At 47.0% G+C, this 23101-nt stretch carries 19 protein-coding genes; all 19 read left to right on the forward strand.

Annotated features, from left to right (window positions below; all coding sequences use genetic code 11):
- The first annotated feature begins 109 nt into the window (after positions 1-109).
- The 19 genes from JNUCC31_RS27305 (at position 110) to dapA (ending at position 22975) form a co-directional block, all read left to right on the forward strand.
- Positions 110-4429, forward strand: a complete 4320-nt coding sequence (locus tag JNUCC31_RS27305) for a PolC-type DNA polymerase III (RefSeq protein ID WP_192266353.1) — start codon at positions 110-112, stop codon at positions 4427-4429.
- Positions 4430-4686: 257 nt separating this feature from the next.
- On the forward strand, positions 4687-5148 hold the full coding sequence (gene rimP / locus JNUCC31_RS27310) for a ribosome maturation factor RimP (protein ID WP_062326086.1): 462 nt from the start codon (positions 4687-4689) through the stop codon (positions 5146-5148).
- Between the two features lie 123 nt (positions 5149-5271).
- On the forward strand, positions 5272-6369 hold the full coding sequence (nusA, locus tag JNUCC31_RS27315; protein ID WP_062326087.1) for a transcription termination factor NusA: 1098 nt from the start codon (positions 5272-5274) through the stop codon (positions 6367-6369).
- A 26-nt stretch (positions 6370-6395) separates the two neighbouring features.
- The gene (gene rnpM, locus JNUCC31_RS27320; RefSeq protein ID WP_192266356.1) at positions 6396-6704 is read left to right on the forward strand and encodes an RNase P modulator RnpM; all 309 of its coding nucleotides are present in this window, start codon (positions 6396-6398) and stop codon (positions 6702-6704) included.
- A complete protein-coding gene (locus JNUCC31_RS27325) occupies positions 6694-7023 on the forward strand; it encodes a L7Ae/L30e/S12e/Gadd45 family ribosomal protein (RefSeq protein ID WP_379378510.1) in 330 nt (109 codons plus the stop codon). Before rnpM ends, JNUCC31_RS27325 begins: the two co-directional genes overlap by 11 nt.
- Positions 7016-9595: a translation initiation factor IF-2 gene (gene infB, locus JNUCC31_RS27330; protein ID WP_192266358.1), complete on the forward strand. Its 2580-nt coding sequence runs from the start codon at positions 7016-7018 to the stop codon at positions 9593-9595. Before JNUCC31_RS27325 ends, infB begins: the two co-directional genes overlap by 8 nt.
- Positions 9596-9620: 25 nt before the next feature.
- On the forward strand, positions 9621-9980 hold the full coding sequence (rbfA, locus tag JNUCC31_RS27335; protein WP_079346932.1) for a 30S ribosome-binding factor RbfA: 360 nt from the start codon (positions 9621-9623) through the stop codon (positions 9978-9980).
- Between the two features lie 19 nt (positions 9981-9999).
- Entirely contained in the window at positions 10000-10977 is a 978-nt protein-coding gene (locus JNUCC31_RS27340; protein WP_192266360.1) for a DHH family phosphoesterase, read from the forward strand.
- Entirely contained in the window at positions 10971-11894 is a 924-nt protein-coding gene (gene truB / locus JNUCC31_RS27345) for a tRNA pseudouridine(55) synthase TruB (RefSeq protein ID WP_192266363.1), read from the forward strand. Before JNUCC31_RS27340 ends, truB begins: the two co-directional genes overlap by 7 nt.
- A 68-nt stretch (positions 11895-11962) precedes the next feature.
- Complete coding sequence (locus tag JNUCC31_RS27350) at positions 11963-12901, forward strand: bifunctional riboflavin kinase/FAD synthetase (RefSeq protein ID WP_416234333.1); 939 nt, start codon at positions 11963-11965, stop codon at positions 12899-12901.
- A gap of 159 nt (positions 12902-13060) precedes the next feature.
- A complete protein-coding gene (gene rpsO, locus JNUCC31_RS27355) occupies positions 13061-13330 on the forward strand; it encodes a 30S ribosomal protein S15 (protein ID WP_056700672.1) in 270 nt (89 codons plus the stop codon).
- Between the two features lie 256 nt (positions 13331-13586).
- Positions 13587-15689, forward strand: coding sequence for a polyribonucleotide nucleotidyltransferase (pnp, locus tag JNUCC31_RS27360; RefSeq protein ID WP_192266365.1), 2103 nt, complete (start codon positions 13587-13589; stop codon positions 15687-15689).
- A gap of 222 nt (positions 15690-15911) precedes the next feature.
- Positions 15912-16907 (forward strand): polysaccharide deacetylase family protein, encoded by a 996-nt coding sequence (locus tag JNUCC31_RS27365; protein ID WP_192266367.1) that lies wholly within the window; start codon positions 15912-15914, stop codon positions 16905-16907.
- Positions 16908-17005: 98 nt separating this feature from the next.
- Positions 17006-18289 carry a M16 family metallopeptidase gene (locus JNUCC31_RS27370; protein WP_192266369.1) on the forward strand — a complete coding sequence of 428 codons (1284 nt, stop codon included), beginning with the start codon at positions 17006-17008 and terminating at the stop codon, positions 18287-18289.
- On the forward strand, positions 18249-18695 hold the full coding sequence (dut, locus tag JNUCC31_RS27375; protein WP_192266371.1) for a dUTP diphosphatase: 447 nt from the start codon (positions 18249-18251) through the stop codon (positions 18693-18695). Before JNUCC31_RS27370 ends, dut begins: the two co-directional genes overlap by 41 nt.
- A gap of 228 nt (positions 18696-18923) precedes the next feature.
- On the forward strand, positions 18924-19823 hold the full coding sequence (gene dpsA, locus JNUCC31_RS27380) for a dipicolinate synthase subunit DpsA (protein WP_192266373.1): 900 nt from the start codon (positions 18924-18926) through the stop codon (positions 19821-19823).
- On the forward strand, positions 19820-20416 hold the full coding sequence (locus JNUCC31_RS27385; protein ID WP_192266375.1) for a dipicolinate synthase subunit B: 597 nt from the start codon (positions 19820-19822) through the stop codon (positions 20414-20416). The genes dpsA and JNUCC31_RS27385 overlap by 4 nt, the downstream gene beginning before the upstream one ends.
- Before the next feature lie 418 nt (positions 20417-20834).
- Positions 20835-22052, forward strand: a complete 1218-nt coding sequence (gene dapG, locus JNUCC31_RS27390) for an aspartate kinase (RefSeq protein WP_192266377.1) — start codon at positions 20835-20837, stop codon at positions 22050-22052.
- Positions 22053-22099: 47 nt separating this feature from the next.
- Positions 22100-22975, forward strand: a complete 876-nt coding sequence (gene dapA / locus JNUCC31_RS27395) for a 4-hydroxy-tetrahydrodipicolinate synthase (RefSeq protein WP_192266380.1) — start codon at positions 22100-22102, stop codon at positions 22973-22975.
- The last annotated feature ends 126 nt before the right edge of the window (positions 22976-23101 follow it).

The following is a 23101-nucleotide window of genomic DNA, read 5'->3' on the forward strand; positions in this document are numbered from 1 at the left end:
AGAAATGGAGAGCTTCTGTCGGATAAAATGAGTCGGTGCGGGTTCGGATCGGGGACATTTTTGAATGCAGAGGCTTTTTCTGTTTTAAGGGGGTTTAAGGAGGAACACGATGAGTGGATTCGAGGAGAAGAGAAAACGGTTTGAGTTGTTGATGAAACAGACAGAGCTTCCGGCTGGCCTAGTAGAGCCCTACTTTTTGGATGGATGGATTGAACGGGTGGAGACAAGTCGCAGCAACCGTGACTGGACGATAGTAATTGCAAAGGATACCTTGGTTCCTGCTCCAATCTATCGCACATTTTGCCTGCACATCCAGGAGAAAATGAATCATATTTCCAAGATTACGTTTGGTTTTAAATATAATGAGCAGGTCGAGATTAGTGATATTGTCAGCGAGTATTGGAACTTGTTCCTTGAATGGGTTACCCGGGAGATCCCGTCTGTTAACGGTTGGATGAATCGTACGAAGTTTGAATGTGAGGCGGATCTGCTTCAATTGACCATGAGTGATACCATGTCGCTCGAGCTTGCGAAGAAGAAACAGATCGATCAGGCTATAACCGCCTTTTATGACAAGTATTTCCAACTGCCCTTGCGCGTCAAAATGCTGGTTGGTGAGGTTGGAAGCAACAAAGAGGCGATGGAGCAATTCCAGCTCAAGAAACGGGAAGAAGAGCTTCAAGTCATCGAACAGATGATGAGTGAAGTGGACTCGGAAATACCTGAAGAGGAAGATCAGGGCGATGTTCGCTTGCAAATGGGATATGAGATTAAGGAACCACCTGTACCCATGCAGGAAATTCAGGATGAAGAGAAAAAAGTTACTTTACAGGGTACGGTCTTTGGTCTGGATCGCAAGGAATTGCGGAACGGGAATACCTTGTTTACTTTTTATCTGACGGATTTCACCGATTCCATGCAAATGAAGATGTTTGCCAAAACGAAAGAGGATGTCAAAATCCTAAGCCTGTTGGCTAATGGTAAATGGGTGAAAGTGCGTGGCCGTGTAGAGTATGATCGGTTCATGCAAATCCCGGAACTCGCCATGATTCCGTCGGATTTGGTGGAAGTAAAAGCACCCCCATCCCGCAAGGATAATGCAGCTGAGAAACGGGTTGAATTCCATCTGCACTCCACTATGAGTACAATGGACGCTGTAACTTCGATCGACAAATATGTAAAGACTGCAGCGGAATGGGGACACAAAGCTATCGCGGTAAGTGATCATGGCGGTGTGCAGGTGTATCCGGAGGCGTCCAAAGCGGCCAAGAAAAACGGAATTAAAATGATCTACGGCCTTGAGGCCAATGTGGTGAACGATTCGGTTGCTGTTGTTATGGCACCGCAGCCGTTGGAACTTAAGTCGGCGACATATATCGTCTTTGATATCGAGACCACAGGTCTGTCAGTGACCCAGAACAAGATTATCGAGATTGCGGCAGTGAAGATGGAAGACGGTAAAGAGGTAGACCGTTTTGCTACGTTTGTAAATCCGCATGAGCGCATTCCATATAACATTCAGCAGTTGACTAACATTAATGATGAAATGGTGAAGGATGCACCTGAGCTGGAACCGGTTATCCGTGATTTTGTACAGTTTGCCGGAGATGGCGTATTGGTTGCGCATAATGCGCGATTCGATATGGGATTTATTCAGGCGTCGCTAAAACAGCTTGGTATGCCTGAGCTTCCAAATCCTGTCCTTGATACGTTGGAACTGGCGCGGTTGTTATATCCAAAAATGAAGAACCACCGTCTGAATACGCTGGCGGATAAATATAAAGTAGCACTGGAAAGTCATCACCGGGCAATTGATGATACGATCGCGCTCGCAGGCATACTGAATGGATTGGTTAATGATGCTGCCCAGCTGAAAGGTTTGACCATGCTGGATCGGCTGAACGATTACGTCGGCGTTGATCTTTCGAATACGCGTCCGTTCCATTGCGGAATCTATGCTTTGAACGATGTCGGCAAAAAGAATCTCTATAAACTGGTATCACTTTCTCATACGGAGCATTTCAAACGGGTGCCTTGTATTCCAAAATCGAAGCTGATCAATTTGCGAGAAGGTCTCATTATTTTATCCGGTTGTGAAAAAGGTGAGTTTTTCGAGGCTGTGCTCAACAAATCACTTGAAGAGGCGGAAGAAATAGCTCATTTCTATGACATTCTGGAGATCCAGCCTCTGACGATGTATATGCATTTGGTGGACAAAGGGCTGGTGGCTACACCTGAAGAGTTGAAGCTCGCTGTTCGTAAAGTCGTCGACATTGGTGAAAAATTGGGGAAACCGGTCATAGCCACAGGGAACGTGCATTATCTGGAGCCGCGCGACAAGCTATATCGGGATATCACCATTCACGGAATTACAGGATTCAGCCCGCTCAAAGATCAACGCAAACCGGATGCTCACCTAAGAACGACGGATGAAATGCTGGAAGAGTTCCAGTACCTGGGCCAAGAGAAAGCCTACGAAGTTGTCGTTACGAATACGGTGGAATTGGCTGATCGATTTGAAGAAATTAAACTGTTCCCGGACAAGCTGTTTACCCCGATTCTGGAAGGCGCGGACGATGAAATCCGTAATACCTGCTATAATACCGCCAAGTCGATTTATGGTGAAGAACTGCCGGAAGTCATTGTGGCACGACTGGAAAAAGAATTGAAGCCAATTATCAAATACGGTTTTTCTGCCAACTATCTGATCTCGGAACGTTTGGTTAAAAAATCGAATCAGGATGGCTATCTTGTCGGCTCCCGGGGTTCAGTAGGTTCGTCTGTAGTTGCTACTTTTCTGGGTATTTCCGAAGTTAACCCGTTGCCAGCACACTATATTTGTGTGAATCCGGAGTGCAAGCACAGTGAATGGTTCCTGGACGGCAGTGTGCCGAGTGGATTTGACCTTCCTGAGAAAGAATGTCCTGATTGTGGAGGCCGATTAAAAGGCGAAGGGCAAGATATTCCGTTTGAGACCTTCCTTGGTTTTAAAGGGGACAAGGTTCCCGATATTGACTTGAATTTCTCGGGTGATTATCAGCCACATGCCCATAACTATACGAAGGTGCTTTTCAGTGAAAAGAGTGTATTCCGTGCGGGGACGATTGGTACGGTCGCTGAGAAAACGGCGTTTGGTTTTGCCAAGAAATATGAGGAAGAACATCATAAGAAATGGCGCGGGGCTGAGCTAAACCGTCTGGCTTCGGGTTGTACCGGGGTTAAACGTAGTACAGGACAGCATCCCGGTGGTATTGTCGTTGTGCCGGATTATATTGAAGTGGAAGATGTAACACCTGTACAGTTCCCGGCTGATGACGTAAACGCGGAGTGGAAGACAACACATTTTGACTATCACGCCTTCGAAGAGAACTTGCTGAAACTCGATATTTTGGGTCATGATGATCCTACTATGATGCGGATGCTGCAAGATTTGACGGGTGTCGATCCAACCACCATTCCGATGAATGATCCTAAAGTCATGAGTATGTTCAACTCGACGGAGGCGCTGGGGGTTACGCCGGAGCAGATTCGTTCGCCAGTTGCCACTTTTGGTGTACCGGAGATGGGGACGAAATTCGTACGTCAGATGCTTGTTGAATCCCAGCCTTCATCTTTTGCCGATCTACTCCAGATCTCCGGTTTGTCTCACGGTACGGGGGTATGGCTCGGTAATGCACAAGATTTAATCAAAAATGGAACATGTAACATCAAAACGGTGATTGGTTGCCGGGATGATATCATGTTGTTCCTGATTTATAAGGCCGGTATGGACGCCAGTCTTGCCTTTAAAATTACGGAGAGTGTGCGTAAGGGTCGTGGTTTGCCGCAAGAATGGATTGATGAGATGAAAAATTGCAAGGTGCCGCAATGGTACATTGATTCCTGTCTGAAAATCCAGTACATGTTTCCGAAGGCCCACGCGGCCGCATATGTTATCTCGGCAGTACGCACAGCGTACTTTAAGCTGTATCACCCGATTGAATATTATGCGACATATTTCACAGTCCGTGCGGATGAGTTTGACATTGAACTGGTATGTCAGGGATATGAGCCCATCTATCGGAAGATCGTAGAGATTGAGCAATTAGGTTTCCAGGCACCACCAAAAGAAAAAAATATGCTGCCTGTTCTTGAGATGGCTCTGGAAATGGCAGCACGCGGATTCTCGCTCAAGCCGATTGATCTGTATCGTTCGGAAGCGACCAAGTTTATTGTTGATGGAAATTCACTGATTCCTCCTTTTTCAGCATTGGGAGGAATCGGAGATAATGCTGCACGCAATATCGCAGCAGCAAGGGAGCATGGCGAATTCCTGTCGATCGAAGATTTCCAACAGAAGTCCAAAGCGAGTAAAACGATTGTGGAGCTGTTAACAGGCATGGGATGCTTCCGTGGTTTGCCGGAAAGCAATCAATTATCACTGTTCTAAAATGGCAATTGGAGCATCCAGTCAAGGTTTGTCATCTGAATACGTAAATTTTTCTTCATTAGTGGTTAAAATAGCAGAGTGATCGCTTACTTGTCACTATTACCAGACTATGTTATAATTTTTGAAGTGAACGAGATAGTACGAATTTCTAAAGAGTGGGGAAACCCACTCTTTAGTCTTTGGTATACAAGAATCTTGGGTAATGAAGAAATTGCCAGTCATTTTGCTGGTGTAACCTAAGTTGGAGGTTATCGGTTTTGAGCACAACGAACATTAAATCTACCGTGGAAGAAATGATCCAACCCTACTTGAATGAACAAGGCTTCGAGCTGGTTGACATCGAATACGTCAAAGAAGGCAGCAACTGGTTTTTACGGGTGTATGTCGACAAAGAGGGTGGCATCGACATCGATGATTGCGTCTTGATCAGCGAAAAGCTGAGTGCCAAGCTGGATGAGAACGATCCGATTCCGACCATCTATTTCCTTGAAGTGTCTTCTCCCGGTGCGGAGCGTCCACTGAAAAAACCGGAGGATGTTGCCAAATCCGTAGGCAAAAACGTATTTGTTACAACCTACGAGCCGGTAAATGGAATAAAGGAATTTGAAGGCAAGCTGCTTTCTTTTGATGACGGGGAACTTGTGATCGAAGCAGGCAAGAAACAGCATGCCATTCTTTATGACAAGGTAGCGAGTGCGCGCCTGGCCATACTGTTTTAAGTGCCTTGTTCACTTTATTAATGAAAAAGACACATCTCACGATAACGGCAAAGTGCTCATGAGTTCAGAGCCTTTCGCCGTTTTACGTATGAGATGCCATGTTTGAAAGGGGGATCAACATTCATGAGTATGGATTTTATTGAAGCAATGAATGAATTGGAGCGGGAAAAAGGGATCAGCAAGGATGTGCTGTTTGAAGCGATCGAGGCGGCATTAATCTCCAGCTACAAGCGTAATTTCAACACCGCCCAGAATGTGCGTGTTGATATGAACCGTAATACGGGAGTGATTCGTGTATATGCCCGTAAATTGATTGTGGAAGAAGTCCTGGATTCACGTACCGAAATTTCATTGCCTGCTGCACGGGAAATCAACCCACACTTCCAGCTGGAAGATATTGCGGAGATTGAAGTTACGCCGCGTGATTTCGGACGTATCGCAGCACAAACTGCCAAACAGGTAGTTACCCAGCGGATTCGTGAAGCCGAACGCGGCCTGATCTACAACGCTTTCGTAGATAAGGAAGAAGACATCGTTACGGGAGTGGTGCAGCGTCAGGATTTGCGCAATATCTACATCGATCTGGGCAAAATCGAAGCGGCTTTGCCGCTGACCGAATTGATGCCGAACGAGAAGTTTGTTCATGGTGACCGCATTAAGGCGTACATCACCAAGGTCGAGAATACGACCAAAGGGCCGCAAATCATTTTGTCCCGTACTCATCCGGGCTTGTTGAAACGTCTCTTTGAACTGGAAGTACCTGAGATTTTTGACGGTGTAGTTGAGATTCGCTCCGTCGCACGTGAAGCGGGTTTCCGCTCCAAGATTGCCGTTCATTCCCGCAATGAGGAAGTCGATCCGGTTGGATCGTGTGTAGGTCCGAAGGGAATGCGCGTGCAGACCATTGTGGGTGAGCTGCGCGGTGAAAAAATTGACATCGTTCGTTTTTCCGACCAGGTAGACGAATATGTGGCTAATGCACTTAGTCCTTCCAAAGTGTTGGAAGTTCAAGTATTCGAGGAAGAAAAGATGGCTCGGGTAATCGTTCCCGACTATCAGCTGTCCCTCGCCATTGGGATCAAAGGCCAAAATGCCCGATTGGCAGCCAAATTGACCGGCTGGAAAATCGACATTAAGAGCGAGAGCCAGGCGGAACAGGAATTCGGCAGAGAGAAAGATTCTTCTTCGGAAATGCATCAAGATTCCGTCTCCGTCGACTAAAGTAAAGCACGGGGGGGCGCTAATGTATGAAAACAAAAAAAGTGCCGTTACGCAAATGTGTGGCGTGTCAGGAAATGATGCCCAAAAAGCAGCTGATCCGTATCGTTAAAACGCCAGATGATGAAGTGCTGATCGATTTGTCTGGCAAAAAATCCGGACGTGGCGCTTATTTATGCGGCAAAGAGTCCTGTTTTAAACTTTCACTCAAAAACCGGTCTCTGGATCGAGCGCTAAAGGGCAAGGTTTCACCGGAAATTTACGAGCAATTGGCAGCTGATTTCGTCGCAGTAGAGGATGAATTCATAGCCGCACAGGAGGGAGAACATGATGAATGATAAAACGCTGTCTTATCTGGGACTCTCCATGCGTGCAGGCAAACTTGTAACAGGTGAAGAAATTGTGCTTAAAGCGATCCGTTCTTCCGAAGCTAAAATGGTTATTGTTGCGGGTGACGCCTCGGCCAATACACAGAAGAAATTTCGCGACAAATGCGGGACATATAAAGTTCCACTGGTGATCGGATTTGACCGGGATAGTCTAGGTTCAAGTATCGGTAAAGAAACGCGGGTTGTTCTTGCAGTAACGGATCGAGGGTTTGCAAAAATGATCTCCAAGCAAGTCGGTATAATGTCGGAGGTGGAGTATATTGAGTAAACAGGAAAACAAGGATAAATTGCGGGTTTATGAATATGCGAAGTCCCTTAATATGAGTAGTAAAGAAATTATAACCATTCTTAAAAAGCTGGATATTCCCGTAAACAATCATATGAGTGTCATGGAGAATGGTTCAGTCGGTAAGGTGGAACAATTTTTTAAAGATATAAAATCCACTGCCGCTTCCAAACAAAGCAACGAAGCAAAATCCGTTGCTACTTCGTCAGTGCGCAGTGACAAAACAGTGGACAGCAACAAACCGGCCGGCGGAGTGAACACGCCGAAAAGCAATAACACATCCGGTAGTCCCGTACAAACAAAAATACAACAGGAAAAGCAGGTAGGTATGAACAATAGACCAAATTCCAACAATAACAACGGCTCCCAAAGACCTAGCGGCCAAGACAGCCGCAACAGAACAAACTCTTCCCAAGGCTCAAGCCAAGGAGGACAATCCAGTAATCGCCCAAGACCAGCTCAAGGTGGACAAAGCAGTACAGCATCCCGTCCGCAAAGTACGGGTCAGCGTCCAGCGAACAGCGGTGGCGGACAAACAAGAAGTGCAGGCCCGAACAATGGTGGAAACACTGGCACTGGCGGCAACCGTACTGGTGCCCAAGGACAGAGCTCGGGACAAGGCCAACGCAGAGGCGGCCAAGGCAATTCCGGCAACAACAACAGTGGCAACCGTTCGAACAGCGGTGGCGGTGGACGTCGTTATGACGACAACCGTGGCGGCAACTTCCGCGGTAATCGTGGTGGCAAGAACAATCGCAACAGAAATCAACAACAGTACCAACAACGCGAGAAAATTGATAACACACCTAAGAAAATCATCGTACGTGGTGACATGACGGTTGGTGAAACAGCGAAATTGCTTCATAAAGATGCTTCCGAAGTAATCAAAAAACTCATCGCAATGGGTGTTATGGCGACGATTAACCAAGAGCTTGATATCGAAACCATTCTGCTGCTTGCTGGAGAATTCGGTGTTGAGGTCGAAGTGAAAATTGTCCTTGAAGATGACCGCTTCGAAACACTGGAAGAGAATGATGATCCTGCTGACTTGCAAGCTCGTCCACCGGTAGTTACGATCATGGGTCACGTTGACCATGGTAAAACAACATTGCTCGATGCGATTCGTTCAACGAATGTAACGGGCGGAGAAGCAGGCGGTATTACACAACATATCGGTGCTTATCAAGTTGAAATTAACAATAAAAAGATCACGTTCCTGGACACACCGGGTCACGAAGCATTTACCGCTATGCGTGCACGTGGAGCACAGGTTACGGATATTACAATTATTGTTGTAGCGGCAGATGACGGTGTTATGCCACAAACCGTTGAGGCGATTAACCATGCCAAAGCAGCGGGGCTGCCAATTATCGTAGCTGTCAACAAAATCGACAAGCCGGGTGCAGATCCGGATAAAGTAAAACAGGAATTGACAAACTATGAACTCGTTCCCGAAGAGTGGGGTGGAGATACCATCTTTGTTAACGTTTCGGCGAAGCAAAGAATGGGTCTGGAAGGTCTGCTTGAAATGATTCTGCTCGTTGCAGAAGTGAACGAGTACAAAGCGAACCCGGACAAACGTGCCCGTGGTACAGTGATCGAAGCCGAGCTGGATAAAGGACGTGGCCCAGTTGCCCGTATTCTCGTACAGCACGGTACACTGAAAGTCGGAGATGCTTTTGTTGCAGGTAACTGCTTCGGTCGCGTACGTGCGATGGTGAACGACAAAGGTCGCCGTTTAAAAGAAGCTGGACCTTCAACACCTGTAGAAATTACGGGTCTGACTGAGGTTCCAGGGGCGGGAGATCCGTTTATGGTGTTTGAAGATGAGCGTAAAGCGCGTTCCATCGCAGACAAACGTGCCATCACACAACGTGAATCCGATCTGGGTACAAACACACGTGTGACACTGGATGATCTGTTCCAACACATCAAAGACGGTGAAATCAAAGACCTGAACGTAATCATCAAAGGTGATGTACAAGGTTCGGTTGAAGCATTGAAAGGTTCCCTTGCGAAGATTGAAGTTGAAGGTGTACGCGTGAAAATCATTCATAGCGGCGCTGGTGCAATTACCGAGTCCGACATCATTTTGGCTGCCGCATCCAATGCCATCGTGATTGGCTTCAACGTTCGTCCTGATAATCAGGCGAAAGCGACTGCAGATCAAGAGCAAGTAGACATTCGTCTGCATCGCGTTATCTACAGTGTTATTGAAGAAATTGAACAAGCAATGAAAGGCATGCTTGATCCGATTTACAAAGAAAAAGTAATCGGTCATGCTGAAGTTCGGAGCACGTTCTCCATCAGTAAAGTGGGTACCATTGCTGGATGTATGGTTACTTCGGGTAAAATTACGCGTTCGGCAGAAGCGCGCCTGATTCGTGATGGCATCGTCCTTTACGAAGGCAAGCTGGATTCCCTGAAACGCTACAAAGATGATGCCAAAGAAGTAGCCCAAGGCTACGAATGTGGTATCACGCTGGATAAATACAATGATCTCAAAGAGGGCGACGTTATTGAAGCCTTCATTATGGAGACCGTACAACGATAAGCAAGGAAGCATGAGGTGAACAACAATGGCTAAGGTTCGTACAGGTAGAGTGAGCGAGCAGATCAAGAAAGAACTAAGTCTGCTCATCCAATCTGAACTGAAAGATCCTCGTATCGGTTTTATTACCGTAACGGGAGTCGAAGTAACAGGCGACTTGTCGCAAGCCAAGGTTTATCTGAGTGTCTTCGGTGAACAGGAACAAAAGGATAACTCGCTTAAAGCGCTGGCAAAAGCAAATGGATTTTTGCGTACCGAACTGGGCAAGCGTATCCGTTTTCGTCATGTTCCCGAGTTGATATTCAAGATCGATGAATCCATCGCTTATGGCAGTCGGATTGAGAAGCTGCTTGGCGATATCGGTACCGACAAGAACGAATCCGAGTAACAGAATAAAGGAGACGGCAATGCACACTTATGAACAGGCGCTTCAGGACGGAAAGCAATTTCTGCTGGAGCATGATGATTACCTGGTCGTGTCGCATGTACAGCCGGACGGTGACGCAGTCAGCTCGACGGTAACGGTGGGCTGGCTGCTGTCATGTCTGGGCAAGACATTCACGATGATTAATGAAGGTGAAATTCCACAACGCATGCATTTTTTGTGGGAAGCTGGCAAGATCGTGAACATGACCGAACAACCACCGGAGCGGAAATATAAAGCGATAATCTGTGTGGATTGTGCAGACTTTTCCAGAGTAGGTCTGACTCGTCGTTATTTCGAAGAAGATGCTGTCATTTTAAATATTGATCATCATCCGACGAATGACGCGTATGGCACAGTAAACATCATTAAGCCAGACGCTGCAGCAACGGCCGAAATTCTGTTTGATTTCCTCAACCTTTTCCCAGTGAAATGGAACAAGGATGTGGCTACAGCAGTCTATACGGGATTGTTAACAGACACAGGTGGATTCCGATATGCCAATACGAGTCCTAATGTGATGACCACCGCATCCAAATTACTTGAACATGGTGTAGATGGACCTTATCTCGCACAGATTTTGCTTGAACAGGTTACACTTCCCCAAGTCCGTATATTGAATCAGGCACTCTCAAGTCTGCAAATGACGGACGATGGCAAGATTGCTTGGGTAGTCATTACACCAGAAGACATGATCGCTTGTGGTGCAGCCAATGAAGATCTTGAAGGGGTAGTCAATTACCCGCGTAACATTCAAGGTGTGGAAGTGGGCATCTTTTTTAAAGTGATCAATAACAATGCGGTGAAAGTATCTCTTCGGTCAGCTGGCAAGGTTGATGTTGCCGCGCTCGCACAGAACTTTGGTGGAGGCGGACATGTCCTCGCTGCCGGATGTCGCGTGGAAGGTAAGTTGGAAGATATCGTCGCACTAGTGCTGAAGCAGGTGAATACTCAATGGTAAAACCATTTGAAGGCGTACTTCCGGTGTACAAACCAGCGGGATTTACGTCTCATGATGTTGTGGCCAAAATGCGTCGCATTCTCAAAATGAAACGTATTGGTCATACAGGCACATTGGACCCGCAAGTTACTGGCGTACTTCCACTCTGCCTTGGACGGGCAACACGTGTGGTGGAGTACATGCAGGAGCTCCCCAAGGAATATCTGGCAACGCTGCGACTGGGTCTGTCTACAGACACCGAGGATATGACGGGTGAGGTTATTGAGCGGTCAGAGAAGGCTGTTGAGGTAACACAGGAGCAGGTTCAGCAGGTGCTGGAACAATTCCTGGGCACCATTTCTCAGGTTCCACCTATGTATTCGGCGGTCAAAGTGGATGGGAAACGTCTCTACGAGCTTGCTCGTGAAGGGAAAACGGTAGAACGCAAGAGTCGTGAAGTTACGATCTATGAACTGGAATTGACAGGAATTGAGAAACAAGGCGACACCACAGATATATCGTTTCGTGCTCTATGTTCCAAAGGGACGTATATTCGAACCTTATGTGTGGATATCGGTAGAAGATTGGGTTATCCGTCCACAATGCTACAATTGGAGCGCACGATATCGGCTGGTATTTCCGCTGATCACTGCCTCCGCTTTGAAGAAGTGGAACAACGCATGATGGATGGAACGTTAGCCGAGGTGCTGATTCCGGTTGATGAAGCCATCGCTTCGATTCCGGCACATACGGTTGGGGCTGATCAGACGAAGGGAGCGCTTCAGGGCCAGAAATTGTCGGCTCGTTTGCTCGAACCGCCTGCCGAGCAACCTGGTCTACTGCGTTTATATGCTCAGGACGGAACATTCCTGGGAATATTTGAGCGGGATGACTTGAAAGCAACGGTGAGAGCTGTTAAAGTCTTTTTGCCGGAATAAAGAGGTCCCGGGTTTGAGTGGTGTTGGTGCTCAGCTTGGCCTATCAAGTGAAATGCAGGTGAATGATTGTGAAAACCGTAATGCTAACCTATCCGCAGACGTTGCATTCGGCTGATCTGAGCACACGACCTCAAGTGCTCGCGATTGGTCAATTTGACGGGCTGCATCTCGGACATGCGAGTGTCATTTTGTCAGCTGTCCGCATTGCACGCGAAACAGGCATGCAGTCAGCGGTGATGACCTTTCATCCTCATCCGAAGGAAGTTATGCGCAAAGGGGATTACGAGGGTTATTTGACTCCCTTGAGAGATAAAGAAGACATCCTTGCAGGAATGGGTGTAGACGTACTTTATGTGGTGGAATTCAATAAGGAGTTCTCTAAATTGACTCCGCAGCAATTTGTACATGATCTGTTGCTTCCGCTTCAGACTCGAACCGCAGTAGTCGGTTTTGACTTCCGCTTCGGTCACAAGGGAGCAGGAGATGAACAGCTTCTTCGCACATTGGGAGAAGGCGAAATGACAGTAGAGACCGTTCCCCCATTCCTGTTAAATGGTGAAAAGGTGAGCAGTTCTCTCATTCGTGGTTTATTGAAGCGTGGGGAGATGGACGAAGCCAGTCAGTGGCTTGGAAGACCGTACAGTATCAGAGGAACTGTTATTCACGGCGAGAAACGTGGACGGACCATTGGTTTTCCAACCGCCAATCTTGAACTCACAGATCATTACGTAACGCCAGCGAAAGGCGTTTACGCTGTAAGGGTTCAATATGGGGAACAGGAGCTGTGTGGGGTCATGAATCTTGGTGTGAAGCCTACCTTTCACGAAAACGGGATGAAGCCTACGTTTGAGGTGCACTTGCTTGATTTTGATGGACAGATATATGATGAGGAATTAAAGGTTGAGCTCGTTCACTATATTCGTGCAGAACGGAAATTTGACTCGATTGATGCATTGATCAGCCAGATTCGTGAAGATGCTTTAACTGCAGCTCGCCTGTTATCTTGAGGCTCAGGATAAAATACAGGTTTACATTTACTTTGTCTGGGCAATTATGATATAATGTACTACGTTGTCGTTTGAGACAACACATAACCTTGGCTTGGTTGCTTGCTCTCACCGGCGGTGACGAGGCTAATGGCGATTATAATGAAGGAGGTGAATAGGATGGCATTGACTCAAGAACGTAAACAACAACTGATCGACGAGCACAAAACTCATGAGTCCGATACTGGATCACCTGAGGTGCAAGTTGCTATCCTTACGGAAAACATCAGAAGTTTGACAGACCACTTGCGTACGCATAAGAAAGATCACCACTCACGTCGTGGACTTTTGAAAATGGTAGGTCAACGTCGTAAGCTTTTGGCTTACGTGAAAAACAAAGATGTTAAACGTTACAGCGCACTGATCGAAAAACTCGGATTGCGTCGTTAATTATCGTACATGTTTTCAAAATCAACCTGGCTGTTATCCGTCGTTCTTTTGTCTAAAAGGACAAGCGGAGCTTACAGCCGGGTTGTTTTGTAGATGAACATGTTGCCATATATTTGTAGATGATAGCTCCGCAAGGAGCTTTTGTTTTGCGAGTTAGCATGTTGCAAGATACATAGCTAATGAATGCTGGACAAGCAGGAAATACTGTGAAAATGCAGAATCCATTGTGTTAGGAACGAAAAAAAGGAGGGATTTCATGGAACAGCGTGTTGAAATGCAGCTTGGTGGAAGAACGCTTACGTTTGAAACAGGGCGTTTGGCCAAGCAGGCCAATGCTGCCGTTAAGGTAACATACGGGGATACCGTTGTATTGTGTACCGTTACTGCATCGAGTGAGCCAAAAGATCTGGACTTTTTCCCATTAACGGTGAACTATGAAGAAAGATTGTACGCCGTAGGTAAAATCCCGGGTGGATTTATCAAACGTGAAGGTAGACCGAGCGAGAAAGCAATTCTTTCGAGCCGTTTGACCGACCGTCCAATTCGTCCATTGTTCCCGGAAGGCTTTCGGAATGATGTACAAGTTCTGAATATCGTTATGAGTGTGGACCAGGACTGTGAACCGCAAATCGCTGCAATGATCGGTACATCAGCTGCACTGAGCATCTCGGATGTTCCATTCAGCGGACCGATTGGTGGCGTGAAAGTTGGACGTATTAATGGTGAGTTCATCATTAACCCAACGATTGCACAGCTTGAAGTAAGTGAGCTTGAGCTGGTAGTTGCAGGGACCAAGGATGCCATCATGATGGTTGAGGCTGAAGCTAACGAATTACCAGAAGAAGTAATGCTTGAAGCCATTATGTTCGGACATGACGAGATTAAAAACATTGTTGCTGTAATTGAACAACTCGTACAAGTAGCCGGCAAAGAAAAAATGGCTGTGAAACTGCATGCCGTGAATGCTGAAGTCAACAGCAGTGTACGCGAATTCGCGAGCGCTCGTCTGATTGAGGCAGTTAAAATTGCTGAGAAGCATGCTCGTCAGGATGCCATTGATGCTGTGAATGACGAAACGGTTGCTCACTTCGAAGAGAAGTATATTGAGACTCCTGAACTGCTCAAAGACGTGAAGGAAGTCCTGCACGATATCGTCAAAGAAGAAGTGCGTCGTCTTATTACGCATGACAAAGTTCGTCCCGATGGACGTGGACTCGCTGAGATCCGTCCAATTGAATGTGATACATCCCTGCTGCCACGTACTCACGGTTCTGGTCTGTTCACTCGTGGTCAAACACAGGCCCTCAGCGTTTGTACACTGGGTGCACTGGGTGATGTTCAAATTTTGGACGGAATCAGTTTGGAAGAAACCAAACGTTTCATGCATCATTACAACTTCCCTCCGTTTAGCGTAGGTGAAGCTCGTCCACTGCGTGCGCCAGGCCGTCGCGAAATCGGTCACGGTGCTTTGGGTGAGCGTGCGCTTTCCAAAGTTATTCCTTCCGAAACGGACTTCCCATACACGATTCGTCTGGTATCTGAAGTACTGGAATCTAACGGTTCCACGTCCCAGGCAAGTATTTGTGCAAGCACGCTGGCAATGATGGATGCAGGTGTACCGATCAAAGCTCCAGTAGCAGGTGTAGCTATGGGTCTGATCAAAGATGGGGATCATGTATCCATTCTGAGTGACATTCAAGGGATGGAAGATCATCTGGGCGATATGGACTTCAAAGTTGCAGGAACACCTGATGGTGTAACCGCTATTCAGATGGACATCAAAATTGATGGTATTGATCGTCAAATCTTGTCCGAAGCTCTGGCTCAAGCCAAAGAAGGTCGTATGCACATCTTGGGCAAAATGACCGAAGTGATGAAAACTCCACGTGAGCAGTTGTCCCAATACGCACCTAAAATTACAACGATGCATATCAATCCGGACAAAATCCGTGATGTTATCGGTGCAGGTGGTAAAATTATCAATAAAATCATCGAGGAAACCGGTGTTAAAATTGATATTGAGCAGGATGGACGTGTCTTTATCGCTTCTTCCAACCAGGAAATGAATGATAAAGCTAAATCAATCATCGAAGGCATCGTGCGTGAAGTACTGGTCGGCGAGATTTATGTAGGTAAAGTAAAACGTGTGGAGAAGTTTGGTGCTTTCGTTGAAGTACTGCCGAACAAAGAAGGTCTGGTACACATCTCACAATTGTCCACCGAACGTGTTGCCAAAGTGGAAGATGTAGTTGCCATTGGTGATTCCATTACGGTAAAAGTAACGGAAATCGATCCACAAGGCCGTATCAACTTGTCCCGCAAAGCCGTATTGACTGCCGAAGCTCCGGCTCAATCCTAGGCTCCATACTACAGTGTTTTTGAAAAGCTATATTGAATGAAGAGACAGAATGTGAATTTCTGGCTCTTTTTTTAACGTTTAAATATCGAGGTTAATTTGCTGGTCTATCCCTTAAAGCCTCAAATCCAGTTTTGAAGATACTTCACATGGAAAGCTTGTTTTATTCATATTCTTGCCCTTGTCCTCATATGATGGGGACAAAGACGGCGGGAGGATGGAGCTGTGGGAAACCAATCCAAAAAACTGGCGGCTGTTCTTGTGGGTGTGGCAGCAGTCATACTGGTAGGACAAGTGGGCAGTGTACGTACATACATTACGGAAATCCGTGATGGGCCAGGCACGCAAAATGCATTTGATATGTTCAAAGAGGCAACCGGAGAAGAACAGCTATTGTCGGCGATCCGGGATAAAGCGGTCGAAACGAAAATCGCTCCGATAAATGCCAGAGTAGATCGGGTCTGGAAAGCGATACCCGGGTATAACGGAATAGAGATTGATGTGGAAGCCACGTATCGCAAAGCGCTTGGTGGGACGTTGAATACCAAGATAGCGTATGTGTATCGGCAGACTGAACCTGAGATCCAGCTCAAAGATCTGGGTGCACATCCGATTTACCGGGGAAATGCCGAAAAGCCAATGGTCTCTTTTATGATTAATGTAGCCTGGGGTAATGAGTATATTATCCCGATGCTAGATACGCTGGATGCTGAAAAGGTCAAAGCAACGTTTTTTCTGGATGGAAGCTGGTTAAGCAAAAACGAGGAACTGGCCAAGGAAATCCAAAAGCGCGGACATGAGTTGTCAAATCATGCTTACTCCCATCCGAACATGAGTCGGTTGAGTACCGAGCGGGCCAAGCTGGAGATCAGTAAAACCCAGGACTTGCTCAAAGAAAAGTTGGGAGTTGAAAATCACTGGTTTGCTCCACCTTCCGGCGATTTTAACCAGCAAACAGTAGATATTGCTTCCCGCATGGGGCTGCAAACCGTGCTGTGGACACTGGATACGGTTGATTGGCGCAAACCGAGTTCTGAATCGGTTGTAGTGAAAATTGCCAAAAATGTGGAGGCCGGTACATTAATTCTGATGCATCCAACGGCTGCTTCCTCTGGAGCCCTAAAAGGAATGATTGATTCTATACGCGCCAAGGGTTTGATGCTGGGAACAGTAAGTGAAACCCTGTCATCCGAGCGTGTAAAGGCTTCAGCGGTTGAGTAACCGATGTTTTTTTGTTAATATCAAACAGTTGGAACCAAATGTCGATTTCAATTTCGTTTTGAGATCAGGGCAATTATAGAGATGTAGGAGGGCCAACCGTGAAAAAAATTCAGCTGGGCAATGGCCTCAGAGTTGTCATGGAACAGATTCCGACCTGTCGTTCCGTGTCATTCGGTATATGGGTCAAGACAGGTTCTCGTAATGAGCAGCCTGCAAGCAACGGGGTGTCACATTTTATTGAACATATGCTGTTCAAGGGAACGGATCGTTACGATGCCAAGGCGATTGCGGAGCAGTTCGATGCGATCGGTGGTAACGTAAACGCGTTCACTTCGAAAGAATACACATGTTATTACGCCAAAGTATTGGATGAACATCTGCCAATAGCTGTTGATGTATTATCCGATATGTTTTTCCGCTCCAAAATGGATGATGGTGAACTGGTCAAGGAGAAGAACGTCATTCTGGAAGAAATATCAATGTATGAAGATACGCCGGATGACATGGTCCATGATCTTATGGCCTTGGCCGCCTATGGTGAGCATCCGCTCGCTTATCCGATTCTGGGTACAGAAGAGCGTCTCAAGGCGATGGATTCAAGCCATCTGCGTGCATATATGAAGGAGCACTATACGATTGAAAACACGGTTATTAGTATTGCAGGTAACATTGATGACAGTGTGATCGATTTGATGGAAAAGCATTTTGGTGCGTTTGATGTTAACGGTGTGACTGAGAAGGTCACGATGCCTGCATTCCAGAGTGGGCAGCTCTTCCATAAGAAGAAAACGGAACAGAATCATATCTGTATCTCGTTCCCGGGCTGTAAGATTGGAGATCCGCTCCAGTTCGCCATGGTTGTGTTGAATAACGCCATTGGTGGAGGAATGAGCTCCAGGCTGTTCCAGGAAATTCGGGAAAAACGTGGTTTGGCTTACTCTGTTTATTCTTATCATAGTTCCCATGCGGATAGCGGACTCTTCACTATATACGCAGGTACAGCGCCTAAACAGACGAAGGAAGTACTGGACTTGACCAAAGAGGTTCTGCACGACCTGGCGGTAAACGGACTGTCTGAGGATGAGCTGCGCAAAGGTAAAGAACAGCTGAAAGGCAGTCTGATCCTCAGTTTGGAAAGCACGGGCAGCCGGATGAATCGCCTGGGCAAAAACGAGCTGATGCTGGGCAGACATCATACGCTGGACGAAATGATTGCGAAAATTGAAGAAGTGACGATGGACGATGTCGATGCTGTGCTGGATCTGATGTTTGCCGAGCCGTTTGCGCTCGCCATGGTCGGTGCTTCGGATCGTACGATCGCTGGATTAAGAAGGGATGATTTTGTTGCATTACGTTCAAATTCAAAAGTTACCGGGCAATGAGGATATCAAGTTGCCTCAAAAAATGTCAGAGCTGGCCTCCGGCTTTGATGTAGTTGCGGCAATTCAGGAAGAAGTTGTATTGCAGCCGGGACAGCGTACGTTGATTCCTACCGGACTCGCAATGGCTATGCCAGCTGGACTGGAGGCACAGGTTCGCCCTCGCAGCGGTCTGGCTTTCAAGCATGGGATTACATGTCTGAACACACCAGGTACCATTGATGCCGATTATCGTGGTGAGGTTAAGGTTCTGCTGATCAATCTGGGTCAGGAGCCGTTTACGATTGTGCGTGGAGAGCGCATCGCCCAAATCGTGTTTCAAACTGTTCCGGCAGTCGAATTAACAGAGGTAAGTGAACTATCGGAAACTGTGCGTGGAGAAGGCGGGTTTGGTCATACTGGTAAATAACAGATTCATTTCCGTAGCAAGCTGTGTTAGCATCCTCTGTAATCGAAGGTTTAATCATTAATTACTGAGTATGTTCTCCAAGAGTCGTCCCCATGGGACGGCTCTTTTTTATATTTCAGGGGGGGAACATCAAAATTTCAAAAGATGAAGGAAAATCAAATTGTTTCACCCCCTTGTAGGCCACTGCATACGATAAGGCATACATGTGGTGAAAGGAGTGACGTCCCGATGCTGACCGGTGTCCGGATTATAGTCATGGGCGGAGATGCGCGGCAGCTTGAAGTCATTCAAAAATGCGCAGAGCTGGATGCTACGGTAAGTGTGGTGGGTTTCGACAAGTTGCAGCGCTCCATTCCGGGTATCGAACATCAGGAATTGGAGGATGAATTGTTCGCCTCGACAGATGTATTGGTGCTCCCCGTGGTTGGGTGTGACGATCAGGGGAAAGTGAGTACATCGTTCAGTGATACACCGATCTTTTTAAAAAAAGAACATGTTGCAGCATTGCCGGAACATTGTACGGTGTTCACTGGCATGGCGAAGCCGTTTTTACGCGATCTTTGCAAGGAAAATGGTCTAAGGCTTGTTGAAGTACTTGATCGTGATGATATCGCACTTTACAACTCCATTCCGACAGCTGAGGGGGCTATAGCCATGGCTATTCGGGAGACGGACTTCACGATCCACGGTTCGGAATGCATTGTGCTTGGCTTGGGTCGAACAGGGTTTACAATGGCCAAAACGCTCCAGGGACTTGGGGCAAATGTACGGGTAGGAATCAGGCGCGATGAGGATGCTGCGCGTGCTGCCATCATGGGCTGGAAGCCTTTCATGACAACGGATTTGGCCGCTCAAACCGGGGAAGTTGACTTGCTTTTTAATACAATACCGACTATGATAATCACAGCACAAATCCTGTCCAGAATGCCGCAAAAAGCAGTGATAATCGACCTCGCATCCGCTCCTGGCGGCTGTGATTTCAGGTATGCCGAAAAACGCGGTATCAAAGCGCTGCTTGCACCTGGCCTTCCCGGCATTGTTGCTCCCAAAACGGCTGGCGGCATTATTGCCGACGCGTTAATCCGTTTGCTTTTGGAAGAACAAAACGCACGGGAGGTTGAACAATGAACTGGCAGGGAAAAACGGTGGGTTATGCAATTACAGGTTCGCATTGTACGTTTGAAGAGGTTATGCCGGTGATTAGTCGATTTGTGGCTGAAGGTGCCAATGTCGTCCCGATTATTTCCAATTCGGTTCTGACTACGGATACACGCTTCGGGACTGCGCAAAATTGGCAAAAACAGTTGAAAGATATAACGGGGAATGATATCATTTCTACAATTGTTGAGGCAGAGCCGTTAGGACCTTCCAAGCTGCTCGATGTGCTCGTTATCGCTCCATGCACAGGCAACACGACGAGCAAGCTGGCTAACGCGATGACCGACAGTCCTGTTTTAATGGCAGCCAAAGCACAGATGCGTAATCAGCGTCCGTTGGTGCTCGCCATTTCTACAAATGACGGTCTGGGGTTGAATGCTGCGAATATTGCCAAACTGCTGGTGGCCAAATATTTGTATTTTGTGCCGTTTGGGCAGGATGATCCGGTAAAAAAACCAAACTCGTTAGTCGCCAAAATGGAGTTGATTCCCGAGGCATGTTGGAGTGCGCTTGAAGGAAAGCAGTTGCAGCCAATGATTGTGCAGCGTTTTACACAGGCTTGATATTTTTGAGCTTTGTCAATCATCAGGTTGTATGTTCAGATAAGGTACTGCAATAGCTTAGAATAGGATAACGGTTACACGCTTGAAGAATGAATATGGTTGGAGAGACAAAGAAAATCATGGGGACGATATGCTGGGATAAACAGCTTACCTGTGTCCGTGTTCCTTTCATTAAAGGACACTCCTGCTTGCAACGAAAGGCCTGGCAAGCGGGACGTGTGGATGGGGGAACGTGTGCGTCGTGATCTCGATAACAACCGCGGTCTTTATTGGGATTGTTCGGTACAGTCTTCAAAAGGAGCGGCATGAAATGCCGTATACATTGCTGAAATTATCGCATCGGAACGCTCCCTAGGTAATCCATTTGTTGATTTAACCTGTGTCCAGTCTTCTTGCGTACACAAATGGAGGAATAAAGATGCGCATCATGGTACAGAAATTTGGAGGCACGTCTCTCTCCACCGTTCAGGCGAGAGAGCATGTGCTCCGTCATGTTAAACGTGAACTTGAAGCAGGATTAAGTCTGGTCGTCGTTGTGTCAGCGATGGGACGCCGCGGTGAGCCATATGCGACCGATACGTTGCTGGACTGGACTGCACAGAACGGAAATGCACTATCTGCACGGGAAAAGGATTTACTGCTGTGCTGCGGTGAAATTATATCTGCAACGACTTTGAGCAGTTTGCTCGAGCATGAAGGCATTCCAACTACAGTGCTGACCGGTGCACAAGCGGGTTTTGTGACGGACGACAATTTCGGGAATGCCCGAATATTGGATGTCCGTCCTATTCGTGTGCTGGAACAGCTGCAGAACGGGCGTGTAGTCATTGTTACAGGGTTCCAGGGTCAGACCGAGAACGGTGACTTTACGACGCTTGGTCGTGGGGGAAGTGATACGTCAGCGACAGCTCTTGGTGCAGCATTACACGCTGAAATGGTGGACATATACACGGATGTGAATGGGATATTAACGGCAGATCCACGCATCGTGGAGGATGCTCGTCCGCTGACTGTTGTGAGTTATGCCGAGATATGCAACATGGCCCATCAAGGGGCCAAGGTTATTCATCCCCGTGCTGTCGAGATTGCGATGCAATCCCAGATTCCAGTGCGTGTAAGGTCTACCTTCGATGAGAGTGAAGGGACGTTGGTCACGCATCCAGAAGGATTCCAGGATGTGCAGACAGGCATTGTTGATCGATATGTAACCGGAATCGCCTATGTAAGTAATGTTACGCAAATAACGGTGGAAGTGCCGGGTGGTGCAGATCGGTTGCAGCTGAAAGTGTTTAAAACGATGGCTGAAAATTCGATTAGCGTGGATTTTATAAATGTTACCCCCTCGGGAGTTGTTTATACCGTTTTCGACAGTGATTCCGAGAAAGCCATACAAGTATTGCAGGAGATTGGTCTCAAACCGCAAAGTCTTTCCGGCTGTGCCAAGGTTTCCGTCATCGGTGGAGGCATCAACGGAGTGCCAGGTATTATGGCACGGATCGTGGAATCCTTGACACTGGCGGACATCCAGATCCTGCAATCTGCAGATTCCAATACAACGATTTGGGTACTTGTAAAAAAAGAAGATATGGTTCAAGCTCTGAGGGCGCTTCACGCCTCTTTCGAACTTCATTTGTAGCAAGTTGAAGTCAGCGGAGCCGGACCTGTTTTGAAGGAGGAATCGAATTGGACTTTGGAAGATTGATTACAGCAATGGTCACTCCGTTCAACGAGCAAGGGGGGATTCATTGGGAGGCAACTGCACGTCTGATAGACTATCTGATTGTAGATCAAAAGTCTGAGACACTTGTTGTGTCTGGAACAACAGGAGAATCTCCCACGCTTAGTGACAAAGAAAAAGTAGAACTATTCGAATTCGCAGTGAAACATGCGGCGGGACGTTGCAAAATTATTGCCGGAACAGGCAGCAATAATACCGCCCACTCTATCCATCTGACTCAGGACGCTGAACGTGCTGGTGTAGATGGCGTTTTGCTGGTTGTTCCTTATTACAACAAACCAAGCCAAGAAGGAATGTTCAGACATTTTGAAGCAATTGCGAGTGCGACGAAATTGCCGGTTATGTTGTATAACGTTCCTGGGCGTACGGCAGCCAGTCTTTCGGCTGCAACAACGCTCCGTTTGGCACAGATTCCTAACATTGTAGCTACAAAGGAATGTGTATCGTTGGAGCAAGTCACACAGATTTCGGCAGGTGCACCGGAACATTTCAGGGTGTATTCCGGTGACGATGCATCTGGCTTGCCTGCTATTGCAGTTGGTGCTTATGGTATCGTTAGCGTTGCAAGCCATGTCGTAGGCGCTGAGATGAAACAAATGATCGATGCCTTTTTCAATGGTATGCCTGTACAGGCATCTCAGATACATCAGCAGCTGTTTCCGGTATTCAAAGGTCTGTTCGAGTGTCCGCAGCCTCTGCCGAACCCTGTAGCGGTAAAATATGCTCTAACATTGCGTGGACTGGACGTAGGATCTGTGCGCTTACCTCTGATCCCCCCAACAGAGGAGGAGCAAACGTTTATTCGCGGCTTGTTTAGCTAATAACATACGAATATGGAATTGTATTGTTAACTTTTATAAACCCATAGAAATTGCAGAAGAATCGCTCCTCGACTAAGAGGATGCGATTCTTTTTTTAACGGTGGTTGTAAGGTTTCTTTTCACAAC

The organism is Paenibacillus sp. JNUCC-31, from assembly GCF_014844075.1.
Classification (GTDB): domain Bacteria; phylum Bacillota; class Bacilli; order Paenibacillales; family Paenibacillaceae; genus Paenibacillus.

Coding starts and splice junctions, on each gene's coding strand:
- rpsO (WP_056700672.1), top strand. CDS start 13,061: ATGGCATTGACTCAAGAACGTAAACAACAACTGATCGACGAGCACAAA.
- dapG (WP_192266377.1), top strand. CDS start 20,835: ATGCGCATCATGGTACAGAAATTTGGAGGCACGTCTCTCTCCACCGTT.
- JNUCC31_RS27385 (WP_192266375.1), top strand. CDS start 19,820: ATGAACTGGCAGGGAAAAACGGTGGGTTATGCAATTACAGGTTCGCAT.
- dpsA (WP_192266373.1), top strand. CDS start 18,924: ATGCTGACCGGTGTCCGGATTATAGTCATGGGCGGAGATGCGCGGCAG.
- JNUCC31_RS27340 (WP_192266360.1), top strand. CDS start 10,000: ATGCACACTTATGAACAGGCGCTTCAGGACGGAAAGCAATTTCTGCTG.
- nusA (WP_062326087.1), top strand. CDS start 5,272: ATGAGTATGGATTTTATTGAAGCAATGAATGAATTGGAGCGGGAAAAA.
- JNUCC31_RS27305 (WP_192266353.1), top strand. CDS start 110: ATGAGTGGATTCGAGGAGAAGAGAAAACGGTTTGAGTTGTTGATGAAA.
- JNUCC31_RS27325 (WP_379378510.1), top strand. CDS start 6,694: ATGATGAATGATAAAACGCTGTCTTATCTGGGACTCTCCATGCGTGCA.
- pnp (WP_192266365.1), top strand. CDS start 13,587: ATGGAACAGCGTGTTGAAATGCAGCTTGGTGGAAGAACGCTTACGTTT.
- rnpM (WP_192266356.1), top strand. CDS start 6,396: ATGAAAACAAAAAAAGTGCCGTTACGCAAATGTGTGGCGTGTCAGGAA.
- rbfA (WP_079346932.1), top strand. CDS start 9,621: ATGGCTAAGGTTCGTACAGGTAGAGTGAGCGAGCAGATCAAGAAAGAA.
- truB (WP_192266363.1), top strand. CDS start 10,971: ATGGTAAAACCATTTGAAGGCGTACTTCCGGTGTACAAACCAGCGGGA.